This window comes from Streptacidiphilus sp. PAMC 29251 (assembly GCF_054208735.2).
The window spans coordinates 6511827-6529512 of record NZ_CM135725.2 but is presented as its reverse complement, the minus strand read 5'-3'; the positions used below and the strand labels follow the sequence as shown (position 1 = coordinate 6529512).

At 71.1% G+C, this 17686-nt stretch carries 21 protein-coding genes; 11 read left to right on the top strand and 10 right to left on the bottom strand.

Annotated elements, in window-relative coordinates; translation table 11 throughout:
- Window positions 1–32: 32 nt before the first annotated feature.
- Window positions 33–1217, top strand: a complete 1185-nt coding sequence (locus ACXKR8_RS31245; RefSeq protein ID WP_458267911.1) for a hypothetical protein — start codon at window positions 33–35, stop codon at window positions 1215–1217.
- Window positions 1218–1391: 174 nt separating this feature from the next.
- Complete coding sequence (locus ACXKR8_RS31240; protein ID WP_458267910.1) at window positions 1392–1934, top strand: NUDIX hydrolase; 543 nt, start codon at window positions 1392–1394, stop codon at window positions 1932–1934.
- Here ACXKR8_RS31240 and ACXKR8_RS31235 read toward each other — a convergent pair.
- Window positions 1927–3237 (bottom strand): hypothetical protein, encoded by a 1311-nt coding sequence (locus tag ACXKR8_RS31235; protein WP_458267909.1) that lies wholly within the window; start codon window positions 3235–3237, stop codon window positions 1927–1929. The two genes, ACXKR8_RS31240 and ACXKR8_RS31235, sit on opposite strands and share 8 nt — an antisense overlap.
- 199 nt (window positions 3238–3436) lie before the next feature.
- Between ACXKR8_RS31235 and ACXKR8_RS31230 the strand changes: the two genes are divergently transcribed.
- The 3 genes from ACXKR8_RS31230 to ACXKR8_RS31220 all read left to right on the top strand — a co-directional run bounded on the left by ACXKR8_RS31230 (window position 3437) and on the right by ACXKR8_RS31220 (window position 5754).
- Window positions 3437–3931, top strand: a complete 495-nt coding sequence (locus ACXKR8_RS31230) for an ATP-binding protein (RefSeq protein WP_458267908.1) — start codon at window positions 3437–3439, stop codon at window positions 3929–3931.
- A gap of 153 nt (window positions 3932–4084) precedes the next feature.
- The gene (locus ACXKR8_RS31225; protein ID WP_458267907.1) at window positions 4085–5206 is read left to right on the top strand and encodes an adenosylhomocysteinase; all 1122 of its coding nucleotides are present in this window, start codon (window positions 4085–4087) and stop codon (window positions 5204–5206) included.
- Window positions 5207–5211: 5 nt separating this feature from the next.
- The gene (locus ACXKR8_RS31220) at window positions 5212–5754 is read left to right on the top strand and encodes an NUDIX hydrolase (protein WP_458267906.1); all 543 of its coding nucleotides are present in this window, start codon (window positions 5212–5214) and stop codon (window positions 5752–5754) included.
- Between the two features lie 250 nt (window positions 5755–6004).
- Here ACXKR8_RS31220 and ACXKR8_RS31215 read toward each other — a convergent pair whose 3' ends face one another.
- Complete coding sequence (locus tag ACXKR8_RS31215; RefSeq protein WP_458267905.1) at window positions 6005–6730, bottom strand: SDR family NAD(P)-dependent oxidoreductase; 726 nt, start codon at window positions 6728–6730, stop codon at window positions 6005–6007.
- Window positions 6731–6775: 45 nt separating this feature from the next.
- On the opposite strand from ACXKR8_RS31215, the gene ACXKR8_RS31210 reads away from it, so the two are divergent.
- Entirely contained in the window at window positions 6776–7303 is a 528-nt protein-coding gene (locus ACXKR8_RS31210) for a MarR family winged helix-turn-helix transcriptional regulator (RefSeq protein ID WP_458267904.1), read from the top strand.
- Window positions 7304–7466: 163 nt separating this feature from the next.
- Here ACXKR8_RS31210 and ACXKR8_RS31205 read toward each other — a convergent pair whose 3' ends face one another.
- Entirely contained in the window at window positions 7467–8630 is a 1164-nt protein-coding gene (locus ACXKR8_RS31205) for a copper resistance D family protein (protein ID WP_458267903.1), read from the bottom strand.
- Window positions 8631–8851: 221 nt separating this feature from the next.
- On the bottom strand, window positions 8852–9925 hold the full coding sequence (locus ACXKR8_RS31200) for an alkene reductase (protein WP_458267902.1): 1074 nt from the start codon (window positions 9923–9925) through the stop codon (window positions 8852–8854).
- A gap of 131 nt (window positions 9926–10056) precedes the next feature.
- Between ACXKR8_RS31200 and ACXKR8_RS31195 the strand changes: the two genes are divergently transcribed.
- Window positions 10057–10434 carry a MerR family transcriptional regulator gene (locus tag ACXKR8_RS31195; RefSeq protein WP_458267901.1) on the top strand — a complete coding sequence of 126 codons (378 nt, stop codon included), beginning with the start codon at window positions 10057–10059 and terminating at the stop codon, window positions 10432–10434.
- A 32-nt stretch (window positions 10435–10466) separates the two neighbouring features.
- Here the strand turns inward: ACXKR8_RS31195 and ACXKR8_RS31190 are convergent, their stop codons facing one another.
- The gene (locus ACXKR8_RS31190; RefSeq protein ID WP_458267900.1) at window positions 10467–10910 is read right to left on the bottom strand and encodes an SRPBCC family protein; all 444 of its coding nucleotides are present in this window, start codon (window positions 10908–10910) and stop codon (window positions 10467–10469) included.
- A 72-nt stretch (window positions 10911–10982) separates the two neighbouring features.
- Here ACXKR8_RS31190 and ACXKR8_RS31185 point away from each other — a divergent pair, with 72 nt between their 5' ends.
- Together ACXKR8_RS31185 and ACXKR8_RS31180 are read left to right on the top strand one after the other, a co-directional pair.
- Window positions 10983–11675, top strand: a complete 693-nt coding sequence (locus ACXKR8_RS31185; protein WP_458267899.1) for a TetR family transcriptional regulator — start codon at window positions 10983–10985, stop codon at window positions 11673–11675.
- Between the two features lie 213 nt (window positions 11676–11888).
- The gene (locus tag ACXKR8_RS31180; protein ID WP_458267898.1) at window positions 11889–12818 is read left to right on the top strand and encodes an aldo/keto reductase; all 930 of its coding nucleotides are present in this window, start codon (window positions 11889–11891) and stop codon (window positions 12816–12818) included.
- 1 nt (window position 12819) lies between these two features.
- On the opposite strand, the gene ACXKR8_RS31175 is transcribed toward ACXKR8_RS31180, so the two are convergent.
- The 4 genes from ACXKR8_RS31175 to ACXKR8_RS31160 all read right to left on the bottom strand — a co-directional run bounded on the left by ACXKR8_RS31175 (window position 12820) and on the right by ACXKR8_RS31160 (window position 15072).
- The gene (locus ACXKR8_RS31175) at window positions 12820–13413 is read right to left on the bottom strand and encodes a helix-turn-helix domain-containing protein (RefSeq protein ID WP_458267897.1); all 594 of its coding nucleotides are present in this window, start codon (window positions 13411–13413) and stop codon (window positions 12820–12822) included.
- Window positions 13414–13460: 47 nt separating this feature from the next.
- Entirely contained in the window at window positions 13461–13715 is a 255-nt protein-coding gene (locus ACXKR8_RS31170) for a hypothetical protein (protein WP_462099924.1), read from the bottom strand.
- A gap of 153 nt (window positions 13716–13868) precedes the next feature.
- Window positions 13869–14519: a hypothetical protein gene (locus tag ACXKR8_RS31165; protein WP_458267895.1), complete on the bottom strand. Its 651-nt coding sequence runs from the start codon at window positions 14517–14519 to the stop codon at window positions 13869–13871.
- Window positions 14506–15072, bottom strand: coding sequence for a DUF4166 domain-containing protein (locus ACXKR8_RS31160; protein ID WP_458267894.1), 567 nt, complete (start codon window positions 15070–15072; stop codon window positions 14506–14508). Before ACXKR8_RS31160 ends, ACXKR8_RS31165 begins: the two co-directional genes overlap by 14 nt.
- Window positions 15073–15189: 117 nt before the next feature.
- Here ACXKR8_RS31160 and ACXKR8_RS31155 point away from each other — a divergent pair, with 117 nt between their 5' ends.
- Window positions 15190–15546: a YciI family protein gene (locus ACXKR8_RS31155; RefSeq protein WP_458267893.1), complete on the top strand. Its 357-nt coding sequence runs from the start codon at window positions 15190–15192 to the stop codon at window positions 15544–15546.
- A 70-nt stretch (window positions 15547–15616) separates the two neighbouring features.
- Complete coding sequence (locus ACXKR8_RS31150; protein WP_458267892.1) at window positions 15617–16885, top strand: RNA polymerase sigma factor; 1269 nt, start codon at window positions 15617–15619, stop codon at window positions 16883–16885.
- A 20-nt stretch (window positions 16886–16905) separates the two neighbouring features.
- Here the strand turns inward: ACXKR8_RS31150 and ACXKR8_RS31145 are convergent, their stop codons facing one another.
- Window positions 16906–17682: an ABC transporter permease gene (locus ACXKR8_RS31145; RefSeq protein WP_458267891.1), complete on the bottom strand. Its 777-nt coding sequence runs from the start codon at window positions 17680–17682 to the stop codon at window positions 16906–16908.
- Window positions 17683–17686 lie beyond the last annotated feature (4 nt).

The following is a 17686-nucleotide window of genomic DNA, read 5'->3' as shown; positions in this document are numbered from 1 at the left end:
TCGCCCACCAACCCGCCGACGGCGATGAGCCGGTGTGGTTCTCTGGCAGCCGCCTGGCTCCCGACCTCTCCCTGCCGAAGATCCTCAACCAGCTCATCGCGGCCGAACACTTCACCACCGGCTACCGGCCAGGCGATCCATGGCGGGACGCAGCCCGCGCCCTCGACCAGTTACCGGCCGTACTCGCCCGAGCCGACGAGCAGCAGGCCGCCGACCGTATCCACGCCGTCGGCACACTCCTCGACGCCGCCGCCCAGACCGCACCCCACGCCAGCCGGGCAGAGCTCCGCCAAGCCGCCGCCGCGTTCGAACGCGCCACCCGCTCCAGCAAGGAAGCCGACTACCAGGCGGGTCGCGCACTGCGCGAACTCGCCTACCAGCTCACACAGACCGGCGACTCAGGCTCCGGGGACGTCGTCGCCTGGCTCCTGTGCACCGTCATCGCCGCCGTCGTCGCGATAGCCCGCTGGCACAACGCCCGCCACCACCACCAGCAGGTGGACGCCACACAACAGACCCTCACCCACCTCCGGCCGGCCTACGGGCAAACCGCCGCCGGGCCCCTGGCCCGCATCACCATCAAGGCTCCCGCCCCGCAGCCCTCCTACTCTGGCGGCTACGAGACACCGCCACCGACCAGATCACCGAACGCACCCAGGCAGCCCTCGCCCGCAGCCGAGGCGCCACCACTGCACCCGGAACAACTGCGGTGTCACCGCAAGCACGAGCAGCGGTCCCCGATCGCACTCGCCGCCGCTGAAATACTCGGGCGTGACTCCGGATCGTGGCTGATGCAGCCACCGGAGTACCTTGACGGGGTGGATGAACTGACGGCTCCGACCACGGGTATGACGATCAGCGTGCGGACGCGCCAGGATGTGGTGATCGTCGATCCGGAGCGATTTCTGGCTTCGGCCCGCGATGCCTACCGCGAACTCGACCCCGATGCCACCGAGGAGAGCGCGGCTCAGAACGTTCACGATGTCCATGACGCCGTATTCGTCCTGCTGGAGCGCTTCGGCCGGCTGGTGGCAGATACACCGCTCTCGTTGGTCGGTCTTCCCGGCCAACGAGAGCTGGGCCGCTCGGATGGCCTCTCCCCGGCGGGCGAACTCAGGCAAGTCGTGCTCAATGATCCGCAGCCGCTGCAAGACTACGGCTGCTTCCTCCCTGAAGACCCCTTCGCCCTTCCGTCGGACGCTCCTAAGCCATTGTGACGTGAGGAGAGGTCGACGCCTGCGCTTCGCAACTCCAGGCCCGTTAGCACCGCGGTATCGATGCCCGGATGAGCGCAGAAGGATCGTCCCCGGCAGAAAGACATCTTGTACCCGACCGTACCCCGTGGTGTTCAGATGACATCCTGAAGGGAGCCGACGACAGGGAGTTGACTCATGCAGTGGCAGATCCATGGAGAGCGGCCGATCTACGAGAACCCGTGGGTCAACCTCTGGCTGGTCGACGTGCAGCAGCCCGACGGGCGGCGCTGGGAGCACCACGTGGTGCGGATGCGGCACTTGGCGGTGGCAGCCGTGGTGGACGACGAGCAGCGGGTGCTGATGATGTGGCGGCACCGGTTCATCACCGACACCTGGGGGTGGGAGCTGCCGATGGGCCTGATCGAGGCGGACGAGACGCCCGAGCAGGCAGCGGCGCGCGAGGTGGAGGAGGAGACCGGGTGGCGGGTGGAGGCGATGAAGCCGCTGATCTACGCCCAGCCGGCGAACGGCATCACCGACTCGGAGCACTTCGTGTTCCGGGGCGACGGCGCGACGTACACCGGGCCGCCGACTGAGGTGAACGAGGCCGACCGGATCGAGTGGATTCCGCTGCGCGAGGTGCGCGCGATGATCGACCGGCGCGAGATCGTCAGCAGCGGCAGCCTGGTCGGGCTGCTGTACCTGCTGCTGGACGAGGGTGCCAAGAGTCTCAAGTGAAGGCGGTGCGCATCCGTTCCTCGAAGGCGATCACCGGGGCCTCGCGGGCGTAGGGGGCCAGGCGGCGGTGGAAGTCGCGGACATGGCCGGCCACGCGGGGAGAGTCGATGGTGGCGGCCATGTCCAGGGCGAGGTCGGCGCTGTGGCAGGCCTGGTCGACCTTGCCCTGCTGGAGCTGGGCGTCGGCGAGCCAGATGGCGTGGAAGGCCCGGCCGCGCTGCTGCTCGATGTGCTCGCGGCGCAGACCCTCGGCGATCAGGGGCTCGGCGCGCGGGGCCTCGCCGAGGCGGGCCAGGGCGATGCCGGTGTCCACGATGAGCTTGGTCTCGTCGAAGTAGTGCACCCAGGCTGGAGCACCGCTCTCTCCAGTGGAGCGGGTGAAGGCCGTGGTGGCGCGGCCGATGGCCTGGTGGCAGGCGGCAGCGTCGTGCAGGGCGGCGTGGGCGAAGGCTTCGCGCATGTGGAGCATCGCATCCACCAGTGAGGAGCCAGGGCCCTGCCGGGCAGCGTCCTGTGCCGCGCAGGCCAGAGCTACGGCGTCGGTGGCGCTGCCCTCGTAGGTGGCCTGCAGGCTCATGCAGGACAGGACGTTGGCGGTGAAGGAGCGGTCCTCCAGGTCGCGGGCATAGGTCAGGGCCTGGCGGAAGTAGACCCGTGCGGTGCTGTACTGGCGGGCGTCGAAGCATGCCCACCCGGCGAGGCGGGCCAGTTCGGCGGCCAGGGCCTGTAGGTCGTGGGACAGCGCGCCGGGCCGAGTACCGGTGATCAGCTCGGTGACGTAGCGCAGATGTCCGATGACGGCCGGGCGCAGGGAGGCTCCGCCGTGCTGGTCGTCGCGCTTCCAGTAGTCCTGGACCGAGGACTGGAGCACGGTCAGCATCGGCCGGGTGATCTTCCCGTCGACCAGGGCCAGCAGGTCGTTGAGTCCTCGTCCGTACTGCTGGTCTTCAGGGTCGGGGTCGGCAGCCGGGCGGTCGTCGGGGCGCAGGTGGTCCTCCGGTCTGGGCAGGGTCTCCCAGGGGCGGTGGGCCAGGCCGAGCATGGCGCCGGGGATTCGCAGGCCGTCGGCGACGCGCTCGATGACGTCGATGTGCGCAAGGCGCCTGCTCCCGGACATGATCTCGCCGACCCGGCTGGGCGTCATGCCGCACAACTGGGCGATGCGCGAGGGGTAGAACCCGCCGCGCGACTTGGCCAACTGGAACACCACCGCGAAGTCCCGCTCCCGGCAGGCCTGCCGCATCCGTGGGTCGCCCAGCAGCACAGCGGGCAGTCCGGGCACCGCATCGGCTTTGTACGCCATGTCCGTTGCTTCCCTCCCCCGGGCTCGGCGCTCCAACGCTACGCGCCCTGCTGTTCAACGAAGTTACCCACGTTGGGTAACCATCCTGGCCTGATTCCGCATGCTCATGGCGCGTCACCATCGTTGCTACCCAAGCCGATCAGGAAATGGGCGCCGGCCCCCGGCATGCTCCCCGCTCCGCGCCAGGAGGTCCTGCGCCATGCCCGTGCTCCACGCCCGGTTCCTCGTCACCCGCCGACCCTCGATCGTCGCCCCGGTGCGCCACCGGATCCTCGCCCAGGTCCTGGTCTGGGGTTCCGCTCTGGACGCCGACGCCCGCAGCAGCCTGGAGCTGGTGGTCAGCGAACTGGTGACCAACGCCGTCCTGCACGCCGATGGCCTGCTGATCACTATCGGCCTGCACCTGGACCAGGGCCGCCTGCTCCTGGAGGTCCTGGACGGCTCGGCCCACATGCCTCGTGACCGCCTCACCGCGTCCGACCAGGACGAGTTCGGGCGCGGCATGGAACTGGTCGCGGCCCTCGCCCACCGGCACGGCTGGGAACCCACCCGCCACGGCAAGCGCGTCTGGGCCGAACTGCTCGTCCCCGAGCCGCCCGAACCCAGCGCCAGAACCCGCCTGCTGCAGCGCGCCGTACTGGCCGCGCGCCCCGACCCGCAGGTCACCGTCCTGCACTTCCGAGCCGCCTCATAACCCCCGAGACTCCCTCCCAGCCGACCCAGCAGCACGGCCCAGGAGGGCAACGGCGGCGTATCGCCTGCCGCCGGACGCTCGCCGCACACCCGCCCCCACGGAGCGGAGGCGGCGAGCGCCACCGACCACGCCCGAGCGAGAAGGAGCGCCGCGATGGAGACCTTCGAACGTGCACGCCTCGATGCCTACTTCGCCAAGATCACCACACAGTTCGGTCCGACTTCCTGCCCCACGGCCTTCCTGGTCACCCACCTGCTGCCCGAGCGCCCTGCGTTCGTACGCGCAGTCGCTGCCCTGGCTCGGCTGCAGGCTGTGCTGCCCAAGCCCAAGTCCATCGACCCGGCCGCGCTCCGCGAGGTCGAGCAGACCGCCCCCTGCGACGATCTGACCCGTGAACTCTTCACCGACCCCGCCGGCGCCCTGGACTACTTCGAGACTCGCGCCGCCGGCCAGGACCTGGTCCTGCTCGACGTCGGCGGGTACTTCGCCCCCGCCCTGGCCACACTCTGCGAGCGCTTCTCGGGGCGGATCCTGGGCGTGGTAGAGGACACCGAGAACGGCCACCGCCGCTACGCCGACCTGGACAAGCTCCCCTGCCCGGTCCTGTCGGTGGCCCGCTCCCCGCTGAAGGATCCCGAGGACTTCCTGGTCGGCCAGTCCGTGGTCTTCTCCACCGAGGCCCTGATGCGAGGCCGAGGCGACATCCTGCACGGCAGGACCGCCCTGGTCATCGGCTTCGGCAAGCTCGGCTCGTCCATCGCCCGCCTGCTCCACGCCAAGGGCGTCCAGGTCACCGTCTACGACATCGACCCCGTGCGGCGCACCCAGGCCCTGTCCCAGGGCTTCGCGGTGGCTCGCGACCGGGAGAGCGCTCTGACCGGAGCCGGGCTGGTGCTCTGCGCCACCGGCTCGATATCCCTGCGCGGTGAGGACTTCCCCCACCTGCGCAACGGCGCCTACGTGGCCACCGTCACCAGCAGCGAGGACGAACTCGAACTCGCCGGATTGCCCGAGGTCTACACCCGCGCCCGCACCGGAGAGTCGATCACCCGCTACCAGACCACCGGCCACTACTTCTATCTGATGAACAACGGCAATGCCGTCAACTTCCTGCACGGCGCCAGCGTCGGCCCGTTCATCTTCCTCGTTCAGGCAGAACTCCTCGCCGCACTCCACATCCTCGCCCGCGCCGACCTCACACCCGGTATCCATGAGGTTGACCCCGCCCACCGGGCCGCCATCGCTGCGACCTGGCTCAACTACTTCAACAGGTGATCATCTTGGCCATCACGGCAGACCACATCCTCGCCACCCTCAGCGCCTACCTCGACCAGCACCCCGAGGAGAAGCACGACCTCGCCCCCACCCTGGCCCTCCTGGACATCGACGCCGACCTGACCAACCGCAAGGAGTTCCGCGGCCATGCCACCGCCGGCGCCATCCTGGTCCAGCCCTCCGGACAGGTCCTGTTCATCCACCACCTCGCCCTGGACAAGTGGCTCCTGCCCGGCGGACACCTCGAACCCCACGACACCACCCTGATCGCCGCCGCCCTGCGCGAACTCGCCGAAGAGACCGGCATTCGACCCGAGCACGTTGCACCCCTCGGCGATGAGCCCGTCCACATCGACCTCCACCCCATCCCAGCCAACCCCTCCAAGGGCGAGGAAGCCCACCAGCACATCGACTTCCGCTTCCTCTTCACCACCTCCGCCGACGTCACCCAACTCCAGGCCGAAGAAGTCACCGACGCCGCCTGGCGCAGCCCCGAGACCATCGCCGACGAACGCCTTCGGGGGCGCGTCGTCGCAGCCCTGCACTGATCCACACCAGGGCACAACGAGGGCACACGCGCGCGAGAAATGGCGCTGACCAGCGGAAACTCATGAAGTGAGTTTCCCCAGGTCAGCGCCATAATGAGGGGTAAACGAGCAGGTCAGAGCGATGCTCCCGCAGTACTGGTACTACTGGCAGACCCTGCTCTGACCTGCACTGACGCTACCTCCGGAGCCGCTCCTGAGCCGTCGGTGCGTCAGGAGTGGCTCCGGGGGCCGTTGTTCAGCGGCCTGTTGTTCAGCGCCCCGACAGGGCGCCGCCGTTGATGTGCAGGGTCTGGCCGGTGATGTGTCCGGCGGCCGGTGAGGCGAGGAACAGCACGGTGCCTGCGATGTCGGCCGGGGTGCCGGCCCGGCCGTTGGCGGTCTGCGCGAGCAGGGCGGCACGGCGCTGCTCGGTCATGCCACCCTGGAAGAAGTCGGTGGACTCGATGTAGCCCGGGGCGATGACGTTGGCCGTGATCCGGTCTTTGCCGAGGTCCTGGGCCAGCGTGAGGTTCCAGGCCTCGACGGCGGCCTTGGCGGATCCGTAGGAGCCGGAGCCGCCGCGGTGGGCCGCGATGGAGCTGATGCTCACCACGGCTCCCGCCGCTGTCAGGCGCGGTCGCAGGGCGGTGGTGACCAGGACCGCGGAGAGCACATTGGCGTCGAGGTTCGCGCGCCAGGCCACCGCCACGCCGGCCAGGCCGCCCGGTGGCTCGGTGCCGATGTCGGTGTTGCCCCCGGCGTTGTTGACCAGCACGTCCACCTTCGCGGGCAGGGCGTCGAGTGCGGTCAGGACCTGCTCGGGGTCGCTCGCATCGAAGGCGACGGCGCGTACGTTCGGGCCCAGGTGTGCGGCGGTCTCTTCCAGCACGTCCTTGCGGCGCCCGGTGATCACTACCCGGTCGCCCTGTTCGGCAAAGGCCTCGGCGACGGCCCGGCCTATCCCGGTGCCGCCACCGGTCACCACGATCTGACGCATGCCCACTCCTCGTTTAGCGCTAAACGTATGTGGGACACTAGCACCATGAACACGCCGGACCAGCCCCGCATCGACCGGGCCGAGGAGATCTCCCGAGCCTGGCGACGCGAGCAGCCCGGACTCCCGGTCGACTCGATCGGCATCCTCACCCGGATCCACCACGCCGCGAAACTGCTGGCCGACGAACGCCGGCGTGCCCTGGCCCGGGTCGGCATGGACGCCGCCACCCTCGACCTGCTCAGCACCCTGCGCCGCTCCGGCCCGCCCTACTGCCTGTCCACCCGGGAGCTCGCCACCCGCTGCCTGATCACGCCGGGGGCCGTGACCCAACGGGTGGACCGGGCCCAGCACGAGGGACTCGTCCGCAGGCTGGCCGCGGACCCCGGAACCCGCGCCGTGCCCGTGGAACTGACCTCCGCGGGACACCACGCAGTGGAGAACGCCGTCGACGGCCTCCTGAACTACGAGCAGGGCCTCATCGAGGTCCTGTCACCCCAGGAACAGCAGGAACTGGCCCGCCTCCTGGCCGTGCTGCTGCAGGACCTCAACGACCGCGGCCACCACCACACCTGAACCTGAACCGCATCACCACGCGCGTCTCTTCGTGGCCATCCGTGACGGCGAGGGCTCCGCTCTCTCTCCGACGGCGTCGAACGAGCCCTCGGACGGCCGCCCAGGCCGTTCGAGGACTACGTCACCGAGACCGCCGCCGCCGACCAATGGAACTGATGGAGGGTCAGGCCTGGACCAGGTCGCCCGGCTCGCCCGCGCCGACCGGGGTCACGGCGAGGGAACGCCGGCGGGCGACGTTCCCGGAGACCCGGTACCCGGCCACCATCACGGCGATGACGGCCACGGTCTCCAGGCTGCCCAGCGCCCAGGTGGACCCGCTGGCCTGCTTGGGCGCGAGCTTGGGGAGGTGGTCGTGGTCGAGTGCGACGGGCGAGTGCTTGGCCGCGTCCGCCTGGAAGGCCTGGTTGCGGGCCGAGCCGTGCAGGAACGGGGCGACGAACAGCACCGCCAGGCCGAGCAGGACCTCGGCGGCGACCACCACCGGGAACTGCCGGGCCAGGACGGTGTGCAGCGGGCGCTGGTCACCGGCGGTGCGCAGCGCTTCGATCCGCGGGTGCAGCCAGAACTGGTTGAAGACGCCGAACAGCAGCATGGCGCCGAAGATCAGGATCTTCACGCCGAGCACCCGTCCGTACATGGTGGTGACCAGCTGAGTCGGGCCGTCGACGTGCTCCCAGTAGAGGAACAGTCCGGACAGGGTGATGGCGCCGACGCAGCCCATCGCGACCACCGAGAAGCGGCGGATCACCGGGGACCAGAACCCGCCCCGGTCGGCCGGGGCGACCGCGCCGGGGAGGGCGAGCAGCACCAGGCCCAGCAGCCCGCCTATCCAGACCGCGCCGCCGATCAGGTGCAGCATCCACATCAGGGTGTCGAAGCTGGTGCGGCCCCAGTCGTCGGGCGTCTTGTCCGGGAACTTGGTGGTGCCGAGGGCGACCGCCCCGGCACCGAGCCCGGTCCCGAGCAGCCAACTGCGCCACCGGCTCGCGGCGGGTCCGCGGACGGTGAGCGGTGCGATCAGCAGCACGCCGACCAGGAGGAGCGTCAGCTCCAGCCCGGACAGCCGGCCGTCGTTGCTGCCGTCGTAGAGGGAGTTCCAGGCGGCGCCGTAGTCATAGCCCTTGCTCGCCGACGCCCCGTGGGCGAGGTCGGTGAGCACCGCCGGGACGGCCAGCAGCCCGAGGACGACCGCCGCCCGGGACAGCCTGGTGGTCGCGGTGGCGAGCGCGTCCGATCCGGCCCGGCGGGCGACCGGTCCGACGGCCACGGCCGCGAGGGCGACCAGGCCGACGAATCCCATCAGTGTCAGCCAGGTCGCCCAGGCCACGGCGCTGTCGACAAAGGGACCCAGAGGAGTTGATGGCGCCGCGGCCGCTGTATACGGCAGGTCAACTGTCGACGGCAGGACAGTCGGAGACGGCAGGGCAGGGAGCAACTGCGGAAGGGACACGGCTAACCGTCCTCGCTGAAGGGCAGGAACATCAGGCGAACTTAGGTTAGCCATACCTAAGCTACAGGGCAATCATGCCCAACTGCCGCAGATCGCCCTCAGGCTCCGTACTGGTACGCCGAGTAGGTCAAGTAGCCTGCGTCGCCGCCCTGGTAGTACGTGGCCTCGTCGACGGGGGCGATCGGGAGTCCGCCGCGCAGCCGCTCGACCAGGTCGGGGTTGGCGAGGAAAGCACGGCCGAAGCTGATCAGGTCGGCGCCCAGCCCGAGCCAGTGGTCGGCGTCGTCCCGGCCGGTCTGCTTCGGTCCCATCGGCAGCACGGGGTTCATCACCAGCGCGCCCGGCCAGGCCCGGCGCAGGGCGACCAGGGTCTCTTCGTCACTGGTGGCCTCGATGTGCACATACGCCAGGTCGAGCCGCGCCAGTTCGGTCAGCAGCGCGGTGTAGAGCGCGCGGACCTCGCTGTCCTCGACCCCCCAGAACGCCGCGCCGGGCGAGAGCCGGATCCCGGTCCTGGCCCCGCCGACCGCGTCGACGGTGGCGGCCACCGCCTCGACCGCGAACCGGATCCGGTGGGCGATCGGGCCTCCGTAGCCGTCCGTACGCAGGTTGGCATTGGAGGAGAGGAACTGAGAGATCAAGTAGCCGTTGGCGCCGTGCAGTTCCACCCCGTCGAAGCCGGCCTCGACGGCACCGCGGGCGGCCCGGGCGTAGGAGTGTGCCTGCTCGGGGATCTCGTCGATGCCCAGGGCCCGCGGCATCGGGGCGGGCTGCGGCCCGGTCGGGGTGAACACCTCGCCCGTGGCGGGGACGGCCGAGGGTCCGACCGGCTGCAGCCCGGTGGTGTCGGGATGCGAGACCCGGCCGCCGTGCATCAGCTGGGCGAAGATCCGTCCGCCGTTGGCGTGGACGGCGGCGGTCACCGGACGCCAGGAGCCGACCTGCTCGTCCGTGTGCAGCCCCGGCGTTCCCGGGTTGGACTGGCCGATCGCGTTCGGCTGCACCCCCTCGGTGACGATCAGCCCGGCGGTGGCCCGCTGGGCGTAGTAGGCCGCCATCGACGGTGTGGCCAGACCGCCGGCGGCGGCCCGGACCCGGGTCATCGGGGCCATGACCACCCGGTTGGGCAGGGTCAGGCCGCCGAGCCGATAGCTGGTGAAGAGGGTCGTCATGGGAGGCTCCTTCGCGCTGTGCGGTGCCCGGGCATCGGGCACTGCGGCTACGCTAAAACCTCACATGGGTGTCAGAGGCAAGCCGGACACGCAGGCCTGCCCCGTGCCACAGGAGACAGCAGGAGGATTCCGTGCGGATCGGGGAACTGGCAGCACGGTCCGGCGTCAGCGTCCGGTCCGTGCGCTACTACGAGGAGCAGCGGCTGCTCACCAGCACCCGCAGCTCCAGCGGGCAGCGGCACTACACGGACGAGGAGGTGGAGCGGGTCGAGTTCATCCAACGGCTGTACGCCGCGGGCCTGTCCAGTCGCACCATCGCCGACGTGCTGCCCTGCGTCGACTCGCCCAGCGAGGAGAACTCCGACTCCGCGCTCCAGCGGATGGCGCAGGAACGCGAGCGGCTCTCGGCCCATATCGCCGACCTGCGGCGGACCCGGGACGCGCTCGACGGCCTGATGGCCACGGCCCGCGCGCACCGGGAACTGCTGGGCCTGCCGGCGAGCGGCTGACCGGCTTACCAGCTAGAGGGCGTCGTCGTCGACTACCGGGCGTCGTCGAGGTCGTCCAGCACCGCGGGCAGGCCCTCGGTGAGCATCCTGGTGCGGACGCGGCCCAGGATCCTGGCCATCATGAAGCCGCCGGGACCGGTGAAGCCGGTGTGGTCGTAGCTGAAGCGGGTTCCGTGGCCGCGCGCCTCGATCCGGTAGGCGACCTGGGTCACGGCGCCACCGCCCTCGTCCTGCCAGGAGAAGCGCAGCAGCGAGGGCTCGCGCACCTCCAGCACCTCGCAGAGCACGACGCCGCTCCAGCCGGGCTTGGGCTTCGCGACGAACCTGAACCGGGTGCCCACGATGGCGGCGAAGCCCTCCGGACGGGCGCCGGCGCCGGTCGCGGTCCACCGCGGGACCAGCTGCGGATCGGTGACGGCGCGCCAGACCCGCTCCGGGGAGTGCGGGTAGTCGCGGACGATATGAATCTCGCTCATCATGGCCTCCTTACATCAACTGAAAAATTACTGTAGCAGAAAAGATTTGGCGGCTGGACTACGATGGGACCCATGAGCATGCGCACAGTGGACTGGACCGGCCTGCGCCGCCCGGTCGAGGAGCCCGTGGCCGAGGGGCTGCGGGAGCGGAAGAAGCGGCTGATGCGTCAGCAACTGTCCGACACCGCAACCGAGATGTTCCTGGAGCGAGGCTTCGACGCGGTCCGCGTCGCCGAGATCGCCGAGGCCTGCGGGGTGTCGGAGAAGACGGTCTTCAACTACTTCCCCACCAAGGAGTCCCTGGTCCTGGACCTGGGCGAGAACACCCTGGCCTCGCTGCGCACGACGCTGGCCGACCCGGGCAGGCCGCCGGTCGAGGCGGCGCTGACGATCCTCTCCCAGGAGCTGGACGGCATCACCTCCTGGCTCGCCGCCCAGGACGACCCGGCCCGGGCCAAGGCCGCGCTGATGCGCTTCGGGATGCTCATCAGATCCACCCCCTCCCTGCGGGCCTACCAGCGGGACATGGCCGACCGGCTGGTCGCCGCGGTGGCCGAGATCCTGGCCGGGCGCGGCGACATGAGCCCGGACGACCCCGAACCGCAGATCGCCGCGACCGCCCTGCTCGGCCTGTGGCCGGTCCAGTTCCAGGCCCTGCGCCGGCACCTCGGCCGCGACCTCACCCCCAAACGGCTGCACCGGGTGATCACCGCCGACGTCGAACGCGCAGCCTGGCTCATCGCCACCGGCCTGAACTCGCTCTGACCCTCAGGGGCGCCGGCGCCACGACCGGCGTTCCGCCCCCAGCGGGCGACGAACGCGGACGGGTGAAAACTTACTTATGCACTAACTTTACTGCTGCTAAATTATTTTAGCACGGCGAGTAACCGAAAAACGGAGGAGCCTCCGGCAGTGTTAGGGTCGAGCTATCGGAGGTTCCTCCGGTTAGTGCTCCGCCACACACGAGGACGGGATCCCATGACACCCAGCAGCGGCCACCCCGCCGGCCACACCGCCCGCCCACTCACCGGCCCCCTCGCCGGACGCCTCGTCTCCCGGGTCGGGTACGGCGCGATGCAGCTCGAGCGGTTGCACGACGACCGCCCTGCCGCCCTCGCGCTGCTGCGCCGCGCGGTGGAGCTCGGCGTCGATCACATCGACACCGCGCAGTTCTACGGCGACGGCCTGGTCAACGGGCTGATCCGGGAGGCGATCCGGCCCGAGGACGGCGTCCTGGTCGCCAGCAAGGTCGGCGCCGACCCCAACCCGGCCGGCCCGATCCCGCTTCGTCCGGCGCAGCGTCCCGAGGAGCTGCGGGCGAGCGTCGAGGACAACCTGGCCGCCCTCGGCGTCGACCGGATCCCACTGGTGAACCTGCGCCGCCTGGACGCCGGTCCCGGCCTGCGGGCCGAGGGCGACCAGGTGGTGGACCTCGACGACCAGCTCGCGGTGATGACCGCGCTGCGCGACGAGGGCAAGATCGGCGCGATCGGGCTGAGCAGCGTGACCCTGGACGGGCTGCGCCGGGCGCTCCCGGTGGGCATCGCCTGCGTGCAGAACGCCTACAGCCTGGTGACCCGCGGCGACGAGGACCTGCTGGAGCTCTGCCTCGCCGAGGGCATCGCCTGGGTGCCGTACTTCCCGCTCGGCAGTGCGTTCCCCGGCCTGCCGAAGGTGACCGACGAGCCGGCCGTCCGCGCCGCGGCGGAGTCCCTCGGCCGCACCCCGTCGCAGATCGGCCTCGCCTGGCTGCTGCACCACAGCCCGAACACCCTCCTCATCCCGGGCACCGCCGACGCCGGCCACCTGGAGGCGAATGTCGCGGCGGGCGCGATCGTGCTCGACGACGCGACGCTCGCCACCCTCGACAAGGTCCGGTCGCGCTCCGCGGATCTACCGCTCGGCTGACCTACCGCTCGGCCGCAGGCTTCGCGCGGACGTGCATCCGCTCGCCCTGCCGTCCGAACAGGCTGAGGACCTCGACCGGCTTGCCGTCCGCGCTGCTGAACCAGTGCGGCAGCCGGGTGTCGAACTCGGCGGCCTCGCCGGGGCCGAGGACCAGATCGCGCTCGGCGAGGACCAGCCGCAGCCGGCCGTCCAGCACATACAGCCACTCGTAGCCCTCATGGGTGCGGAGATCCACCTCGCTGCCCCGGTCCGAGATGACCATCTTGTACGCCTGGAGCGGGCCCGGGCTCCGGGTGAGCGGGACGACCGTGCCGCCGCCGTTCGGCAGGGTGTGGGGGGTCAGCCGCACTCGCGGGTCGCCCACCTCGGGCGCGCCCACCAGGTCGTCCAGCGGCACCCGGTACACCCCGGCGAGCGGCAGCAGCAGTTCCAGGCTCGGCCGGCGCTGTCCCGACTCCAACCGGGACAGGGTGCTGGTGGAGATGCCGGTCGCCTCGGCGAGCGCGGCCAGGGTGAGGCCGCGCTTGGCCCGCAGCCGTCTGAGCCTGGGGGCGATCTCGTCGAGGACTGCTTGGTAGGGCGGTGGTTCATCCATGCGGGCATTCCACCCTGCCGTCCCGGAATGGGCAACAGGGCTTGCCACTACCGCTGGGCGGCCAGGTCGGCACGGAAGAGGGGCCAGGCATCGAGGGTGTAGAGGGCGAAGGGGATCCACCAGATCACGTCATTGGTCGAGATCAGGATGAGGGTGGCGGCCGGCCAGGTGCCGGTGAGGATCAGCCAGGCCAGCCCGACCGGCCCCAGGATCTTGCCGGTCAGCCCGACCGCGGCCACCGGCCAGCCGCGCTCGGGCACCCGGGCGACCTCCAGGTACAGCAGGCCGTAGAGCCCGAGCACCAATGCCCAGGCAGGCGAAGATCTGCGGGCTGTTGGACAGCGGCAGGCCGGTCAGCCGGAAGAACCACTGCGGGTCGAGCACCGCGTAGCAGCCCCAGAGGATGTTGTACGCACCGGCCGCGAGGAACACCCGGCGGTGCAGGCCGCGCCGCCTCACTCGCCGTCCAACCGAGCCGCACCGTCCAGCAGGGCCGCGTCGTCCAGCAGGGCCGCGTCGTCCAACCGAGCCGGGCCGTCCAGCCGGACCGGGCTCCACGGCCAGCGGGCCGACCCGCGCGGGAAGCCGAGGACGGCGTAGCCGTCGCGGAGGGCGGACGCCAGGGTGCCGAAGGCGAGCGCGGTCAGCACCAGCCGGAGCAGCAGCGGCACCGCCGGTGAGTCGCCGGTGATCCCGGTCGGCTGCCGCCACCAGCGCAGCAGGACCGGCAGCAGGTTCGCCAGCATCGCGCCGTAGACGATCGCCATCAGCGAGTGGGTCACCCGCTCGCCGGGGAACAGCCCGCCCAGCGGCTTGCGGACCTGGTCCTCGATCACGAAGTCGGCCAGGGTGATGACGATCTCGGCGAGCAGCAGCAGGGCGAACAGCACGGCCCAGCCGCCGCGCCAGGCCAGCCACGGCAGGGTGCCGAAGACGGCGACGTAGATCAGGCTGCGCAGGGCGTGCAGCCGTAGCTCCGGTCGCAGGCTGGGCAGCCGGGCCGGGAGGCGGCCGCGCCATTCATGGAAGTAGACGGTGTCGAACCCGCCCAGCAGTCCGAGCGTTCCCAGCAGCCACAGCACCTTGTCCACGTCACTGTCCCCCACCGTTGAGATTCCTGAGCTGATCCGACTCCTCCGCCAAGTACCCGGTGTAGGAGAGCAGCAGTCCCAACAGCGGGACGCTGATCCGCACGTCGAACCGGAAGGACCGCAACACCAGCGCATCGTCCCAGGCCCGGGCGGTGACCTGCGGCGCCACCGGCCGGGGCAGCGGGATCCGCAGGCGGCCGAGGCCGAGGTACGCGCCCAGCGTCGCGATCTCCAGCGCCGGGCCCTGGCAGGCGATCCGCATCCGCAGCTCCAGCGGACCCGTCCGCTCCCGGACCCACAGCCCGGCACGGACCTGACGGGTCATCAATCGCCGGGACCCGAACTGCCGGCTCCACAGCTCGGCCCCAGCCCCCGGGAAGCGCGCTATCCGGACCCGCAGGGGCACCGCCTCGCCACCCGCCGGCAGCCGCAGCAGCACACCGGCCCACCGGGCCCGCCTCGACGCCCCGCGCCGCACGTCCGCCGCCCCCACTCCCTGGACCGAGGCATCGCCCAGGTGAAACCGGTACAGCCAGTCGGTTCTCGGGCCCGCCCCATCGACGATCATCAGGCTCCCCTCCGAAGGGTGAAAAACTTTCTCAGCCCGAGTGTCGAACCCTGCGCCGGCCGTTCGACGCATAGGCAGGGGCTGAAGAAGAAGCCCGTACTGAGAGAGGACGCCGACATGCGATTCATGATGCTGCTGAAGCTCGACCCGAGCCAGGTTCCGGAGACCGGTCCCAGTGAAGAGTTGATGGACGAGATGGGCAAGCTGATCGAGGAGATGACCAGGGCCGGGGTCATGCTGGACACCGGGGGCTTCCGGCCGCTGGAGGACAGCCGCCGGATCCGCCTCTCCGGCGGCAAGCAGACCGTGGTCGACGGGCCGTTCGCCGAGGCCAAGGAGGTCATCGGCGGCTATGTGCTGATCCAGGCGAAGTCCCAGGACGAGGCCACCGAATGGGCTTCGCGCTTCCTCGCGATCCACGGCGACGCATGGGAGATGGAGGCGGAGATCCGCCAGGTGGAGGAGCCCTCCTAGCCTCCTTCTGCTTCCCTGCCCGGGGTGTCCGTTTGGCGCGGGCACCCCCCGGCTGCTCTGATGGTTCGTCGTGACCCCTGACGACGAGCAGGCCCGGCGCACCGTCGACGCGGTGTGGCGGATCGAGTCGCCCCGGCTCATCGCCGGGCTCACCCGGATCGTCCGCGACATCGACACCGCCGAGGAGCTCGCCCAGGACGCCCTGGTCGCGGCGCTGGAGCAGTGGCCGCAGTCGGGAGTCCCGCGAAACCCGGGCGCCTGGCTGATGGCCACGGCCAAGCACCGCGCCATCGACCTGCTGCGCCGCAATGAGACGCTGGCCCGCAAGCTCCAACTCCTGGGCCGCGAACAGGAGATCGAGCAGGAGCAGCAGAAGGCGGGCCCGGACGGCACCGAGCCGGACGACATCCAGGACGACCTGCTGCGGCTGGTCTTCACCGCCTGCCACCCGGTGCTGTCCCGGGAGGCCAGGGCGGCCCTCACCCTCCGCCTGCTCGGCGGCCTGACCAGCGAGGAGATCGCCCGCGCGTTCCTGGTGCCGGAGTCCACCGTGGCGCAGCGGATCGTCCGCGCCAAACGCACCCTGGCCAAGGCGGACGTCCCCTTCGAGGTCCCGTACGGGCCGGAGCTCGCGGAGCGGCTGGGGTCCGTCCTCGAGGTCGTCTACCTGGTGTTCAACGAGGGCTACTCGGCCACCGCCGGGGACGACTGGATGCGGCCCGGCCTGTGCGAGGACGCGCTGCGGCTGGGCCGGATCCTGGCCGGGCTGATGGGCCGCGAGCCCGAGGTGCACGGGCTGGTGGCGCTGCTGGAGATCCAGGCCTCGCGTTCGGCCGCCAGGACCGACCCGTCCGGCGCCCCGGTGCTGCTGCTCGACCAGGACCGCTCGCGCTGGGACCAGCTGCTGATCCGCCGTGGTTTCGCCGCGCTCGCCCGGGCCGAGTCGCTCGGCTCCGCCCCGGGGCCCTACGCCCTGCAGGCGGCCATCGCGGCCTGCCACGCCCGGGCGGTGACCGCGGACGAGACCGACTGGCACCGGATCGCCGAGCTGTACGCGGCCCTCGCCGCGATCGCGCCGTCCCCGGTGGTCGAGCTGAACCGGGCGGTCGCCGTGGCCAAGGCGCACGGCCCGGCCGCCGGGCTGGCCCTGGTCGACGCGCTGGCCGCGACCGACGCGCTGAAGGGCTACCACCTGCTGCCGAGCGTGCGCGGCGACCTGCTGGCCCAGCTCGGACGGCAGGCGGAGGCGCGCCAGGAGTTCCAGCGCGCCGCCGCCCTCACCCGCAACGGCGCCGAACGCACCCTGCTGCTGCACCGCGCCGCCGCCTGCGACGGCTGATTCCCCGGGGCTCAAGCCCCTCACGCGTCGCGCAGCTCCAGCAGCAGTCCCCCGCCGAGCAGCGCCGCGGCGGCCCAGCAGCCGAGGACTCCGAGGCCCGCCCAGGGCCCGATCGGCAGGGCGTGCAGACCGGTGGTGGTCTGCACGGCGAGCCCGGCCGTCATCGGGCCGATCTGCTGCAGGTGCCGCTGCCAGTGCGGATCGGTGACCACCTGGGCCAGCACCGGGAACAGGTAGAGCAGGGCCAGCACCACCGCGACGGCCACCGCGGAGTCCCGTACCGCCGTGGCCACGCCCAGGCTGAGCAGGGCGATCAGCGCGAGGTAGAGCACCGAGCCGGCCGCCGCCCGCAGCGTGGGCCCGTCGGTCAGCGACAGCGGCGGGAAGCCGTGCGCCGCGGTGAAGCCGCTGCCGGGGAGCAGCAGCCGTCCGGCCAGCACCGAGCCGAGCACCGCCACCGTCCCCGCGGCCAGCACCACTCCGGTGAGGAGGGCGGCCTTGGCGGCCAGCACGGTGGTCCGGCTCGGTGTCGCGGAGAGACTGATCCGGATCATTCCGGTGCTGTACTCGCCGCTGATGACCAGCACCGCCAGCACCGCGACCACCGCCTGGCCGAACTCGACCCCGGTCAGGCTGAGCTTCGTCGGATCCTGGCCGCAGCCCGCGGACGGGCAGGTCACCGCGGCGGCCACGCCGGCGCCCAGGGCCACGGTCAGTCCGACCACGGCGAGCAGCAGCCAGACCGGCCCCGGCAGGGTGCGCAGCTTGGTCCACTCCGCGTGCAGTGCCTGCCTCATGCTT

What these genes read in the sequence shown, in the direction of transcription:
- ACXKR8_RS31185 (WP_458267899.1), top strand. Translation starts at nt 10,983, where the DNA reads ATGAGCATGCGCACAGTGGACTGGACCGGCCTGCGCCGCCCGGTCGAG.
- ACXKR8_RS31200 (WP_458267902.1), bottom strand. Translation starts at nt 9,925, where the DNA reads ATGACGACCCTCTTCACCAGCTATCGGCTCGGCGGCCTGACCCTGCCC.
- ACXKR8_RS31240 (WP_458267910.1), top strand. Translation starts at nt 1,392, where the DNA reads ATGCAGTGGCAGATCCATGGAGAGCGGCCGATCTACGAGAACCCGTGG.
- ACXKR8_RS31235 (WP_458267909.1), bottom strand. Translation starts at nt 3,237, where the DNA reads ATGGCGTACAAAGCCGATGCGGTGCCCGGACTGCCCGCTGTGCTGCTG.
- ACXKR8_RS31225 (WP_458267907.1), top strand. Translation starts at nt 4,085, where the DNA reads ATGGAGACCTTCGAACGTGCACGCCTCGATGCCTACTTCGCCAAGATC.
- ACXKR8_RS31190 (WP_458267900.1), bottom strand. Translation starts at nt 10,910, where the DNA reads ATGAGCGAGATTCATATCGTCCGCGACTACCCGCACTCCCCGGAGCGG.
- ACXKR8_RS31215 (WP_458267905.1), bottom strand. Translation starts at nt 6,730, where the DNA reads ATGCGTCAGATCGTGGTGACCGGTGGCGGCACCGGGATAGGCCGGGCC.
- ACXKR8_RS31155 (WP_458267893.1), top strand. Translation starts at nt 15,190, where the DNA reads ATGCGATTCATGATGCTGCTGAAGCTCGACCCGAGCCAGGTTCCGGAG.
- ACXKR8_RS31175 (WP_458267897.1), bottom strand. Translation starts at nt 13,413, where the DNA reads ATGGATGAACCACCGCCCTACCAAGCAGTCCTCGACGAGATCGCCCCC.
- ACXKR8_RS31210 (WP_458267904.1), top strand. Translation starts at nt 6,776, where the DNA reads ATGAACACGCCGGACCAGCCCCGCATCGACCGGGCCGAGGAGATCTCC.
- ACXKR8_RS31145 (WP_458267891.1), bottom strand. Translation starts at nt 17,682, where the DNA reads ATGAGGCAGGCACTGCACGCGGAGTGGACCAAGCTGCGCACCCTGCCG.
- ACXKR8_RS31160 (WP_458267894.1), bottom strand. Translation starts at nt 15,072, where the DNA reads ATGATCGTCGATGGGGCGGGCCCGAGAACCGACTGGCTGTACCGGTTT.
- ACXKR8_RS31230 (WP_458267908.1), top strand. Translation starts at nt 3,437, where the DNA reads ATGCCCGTGCTCCACGCCCGGTTCCTCGTCACCCGCCGACCCTCGATC.
- ACXKR8_RS31180 (WP_458267898.1), top strand. Translation starts at nt 11,889, where the DNA reads ATGACACCCAGCAGCGGCCACCCCGCCGGCCACACCGCCCGCCCACTC.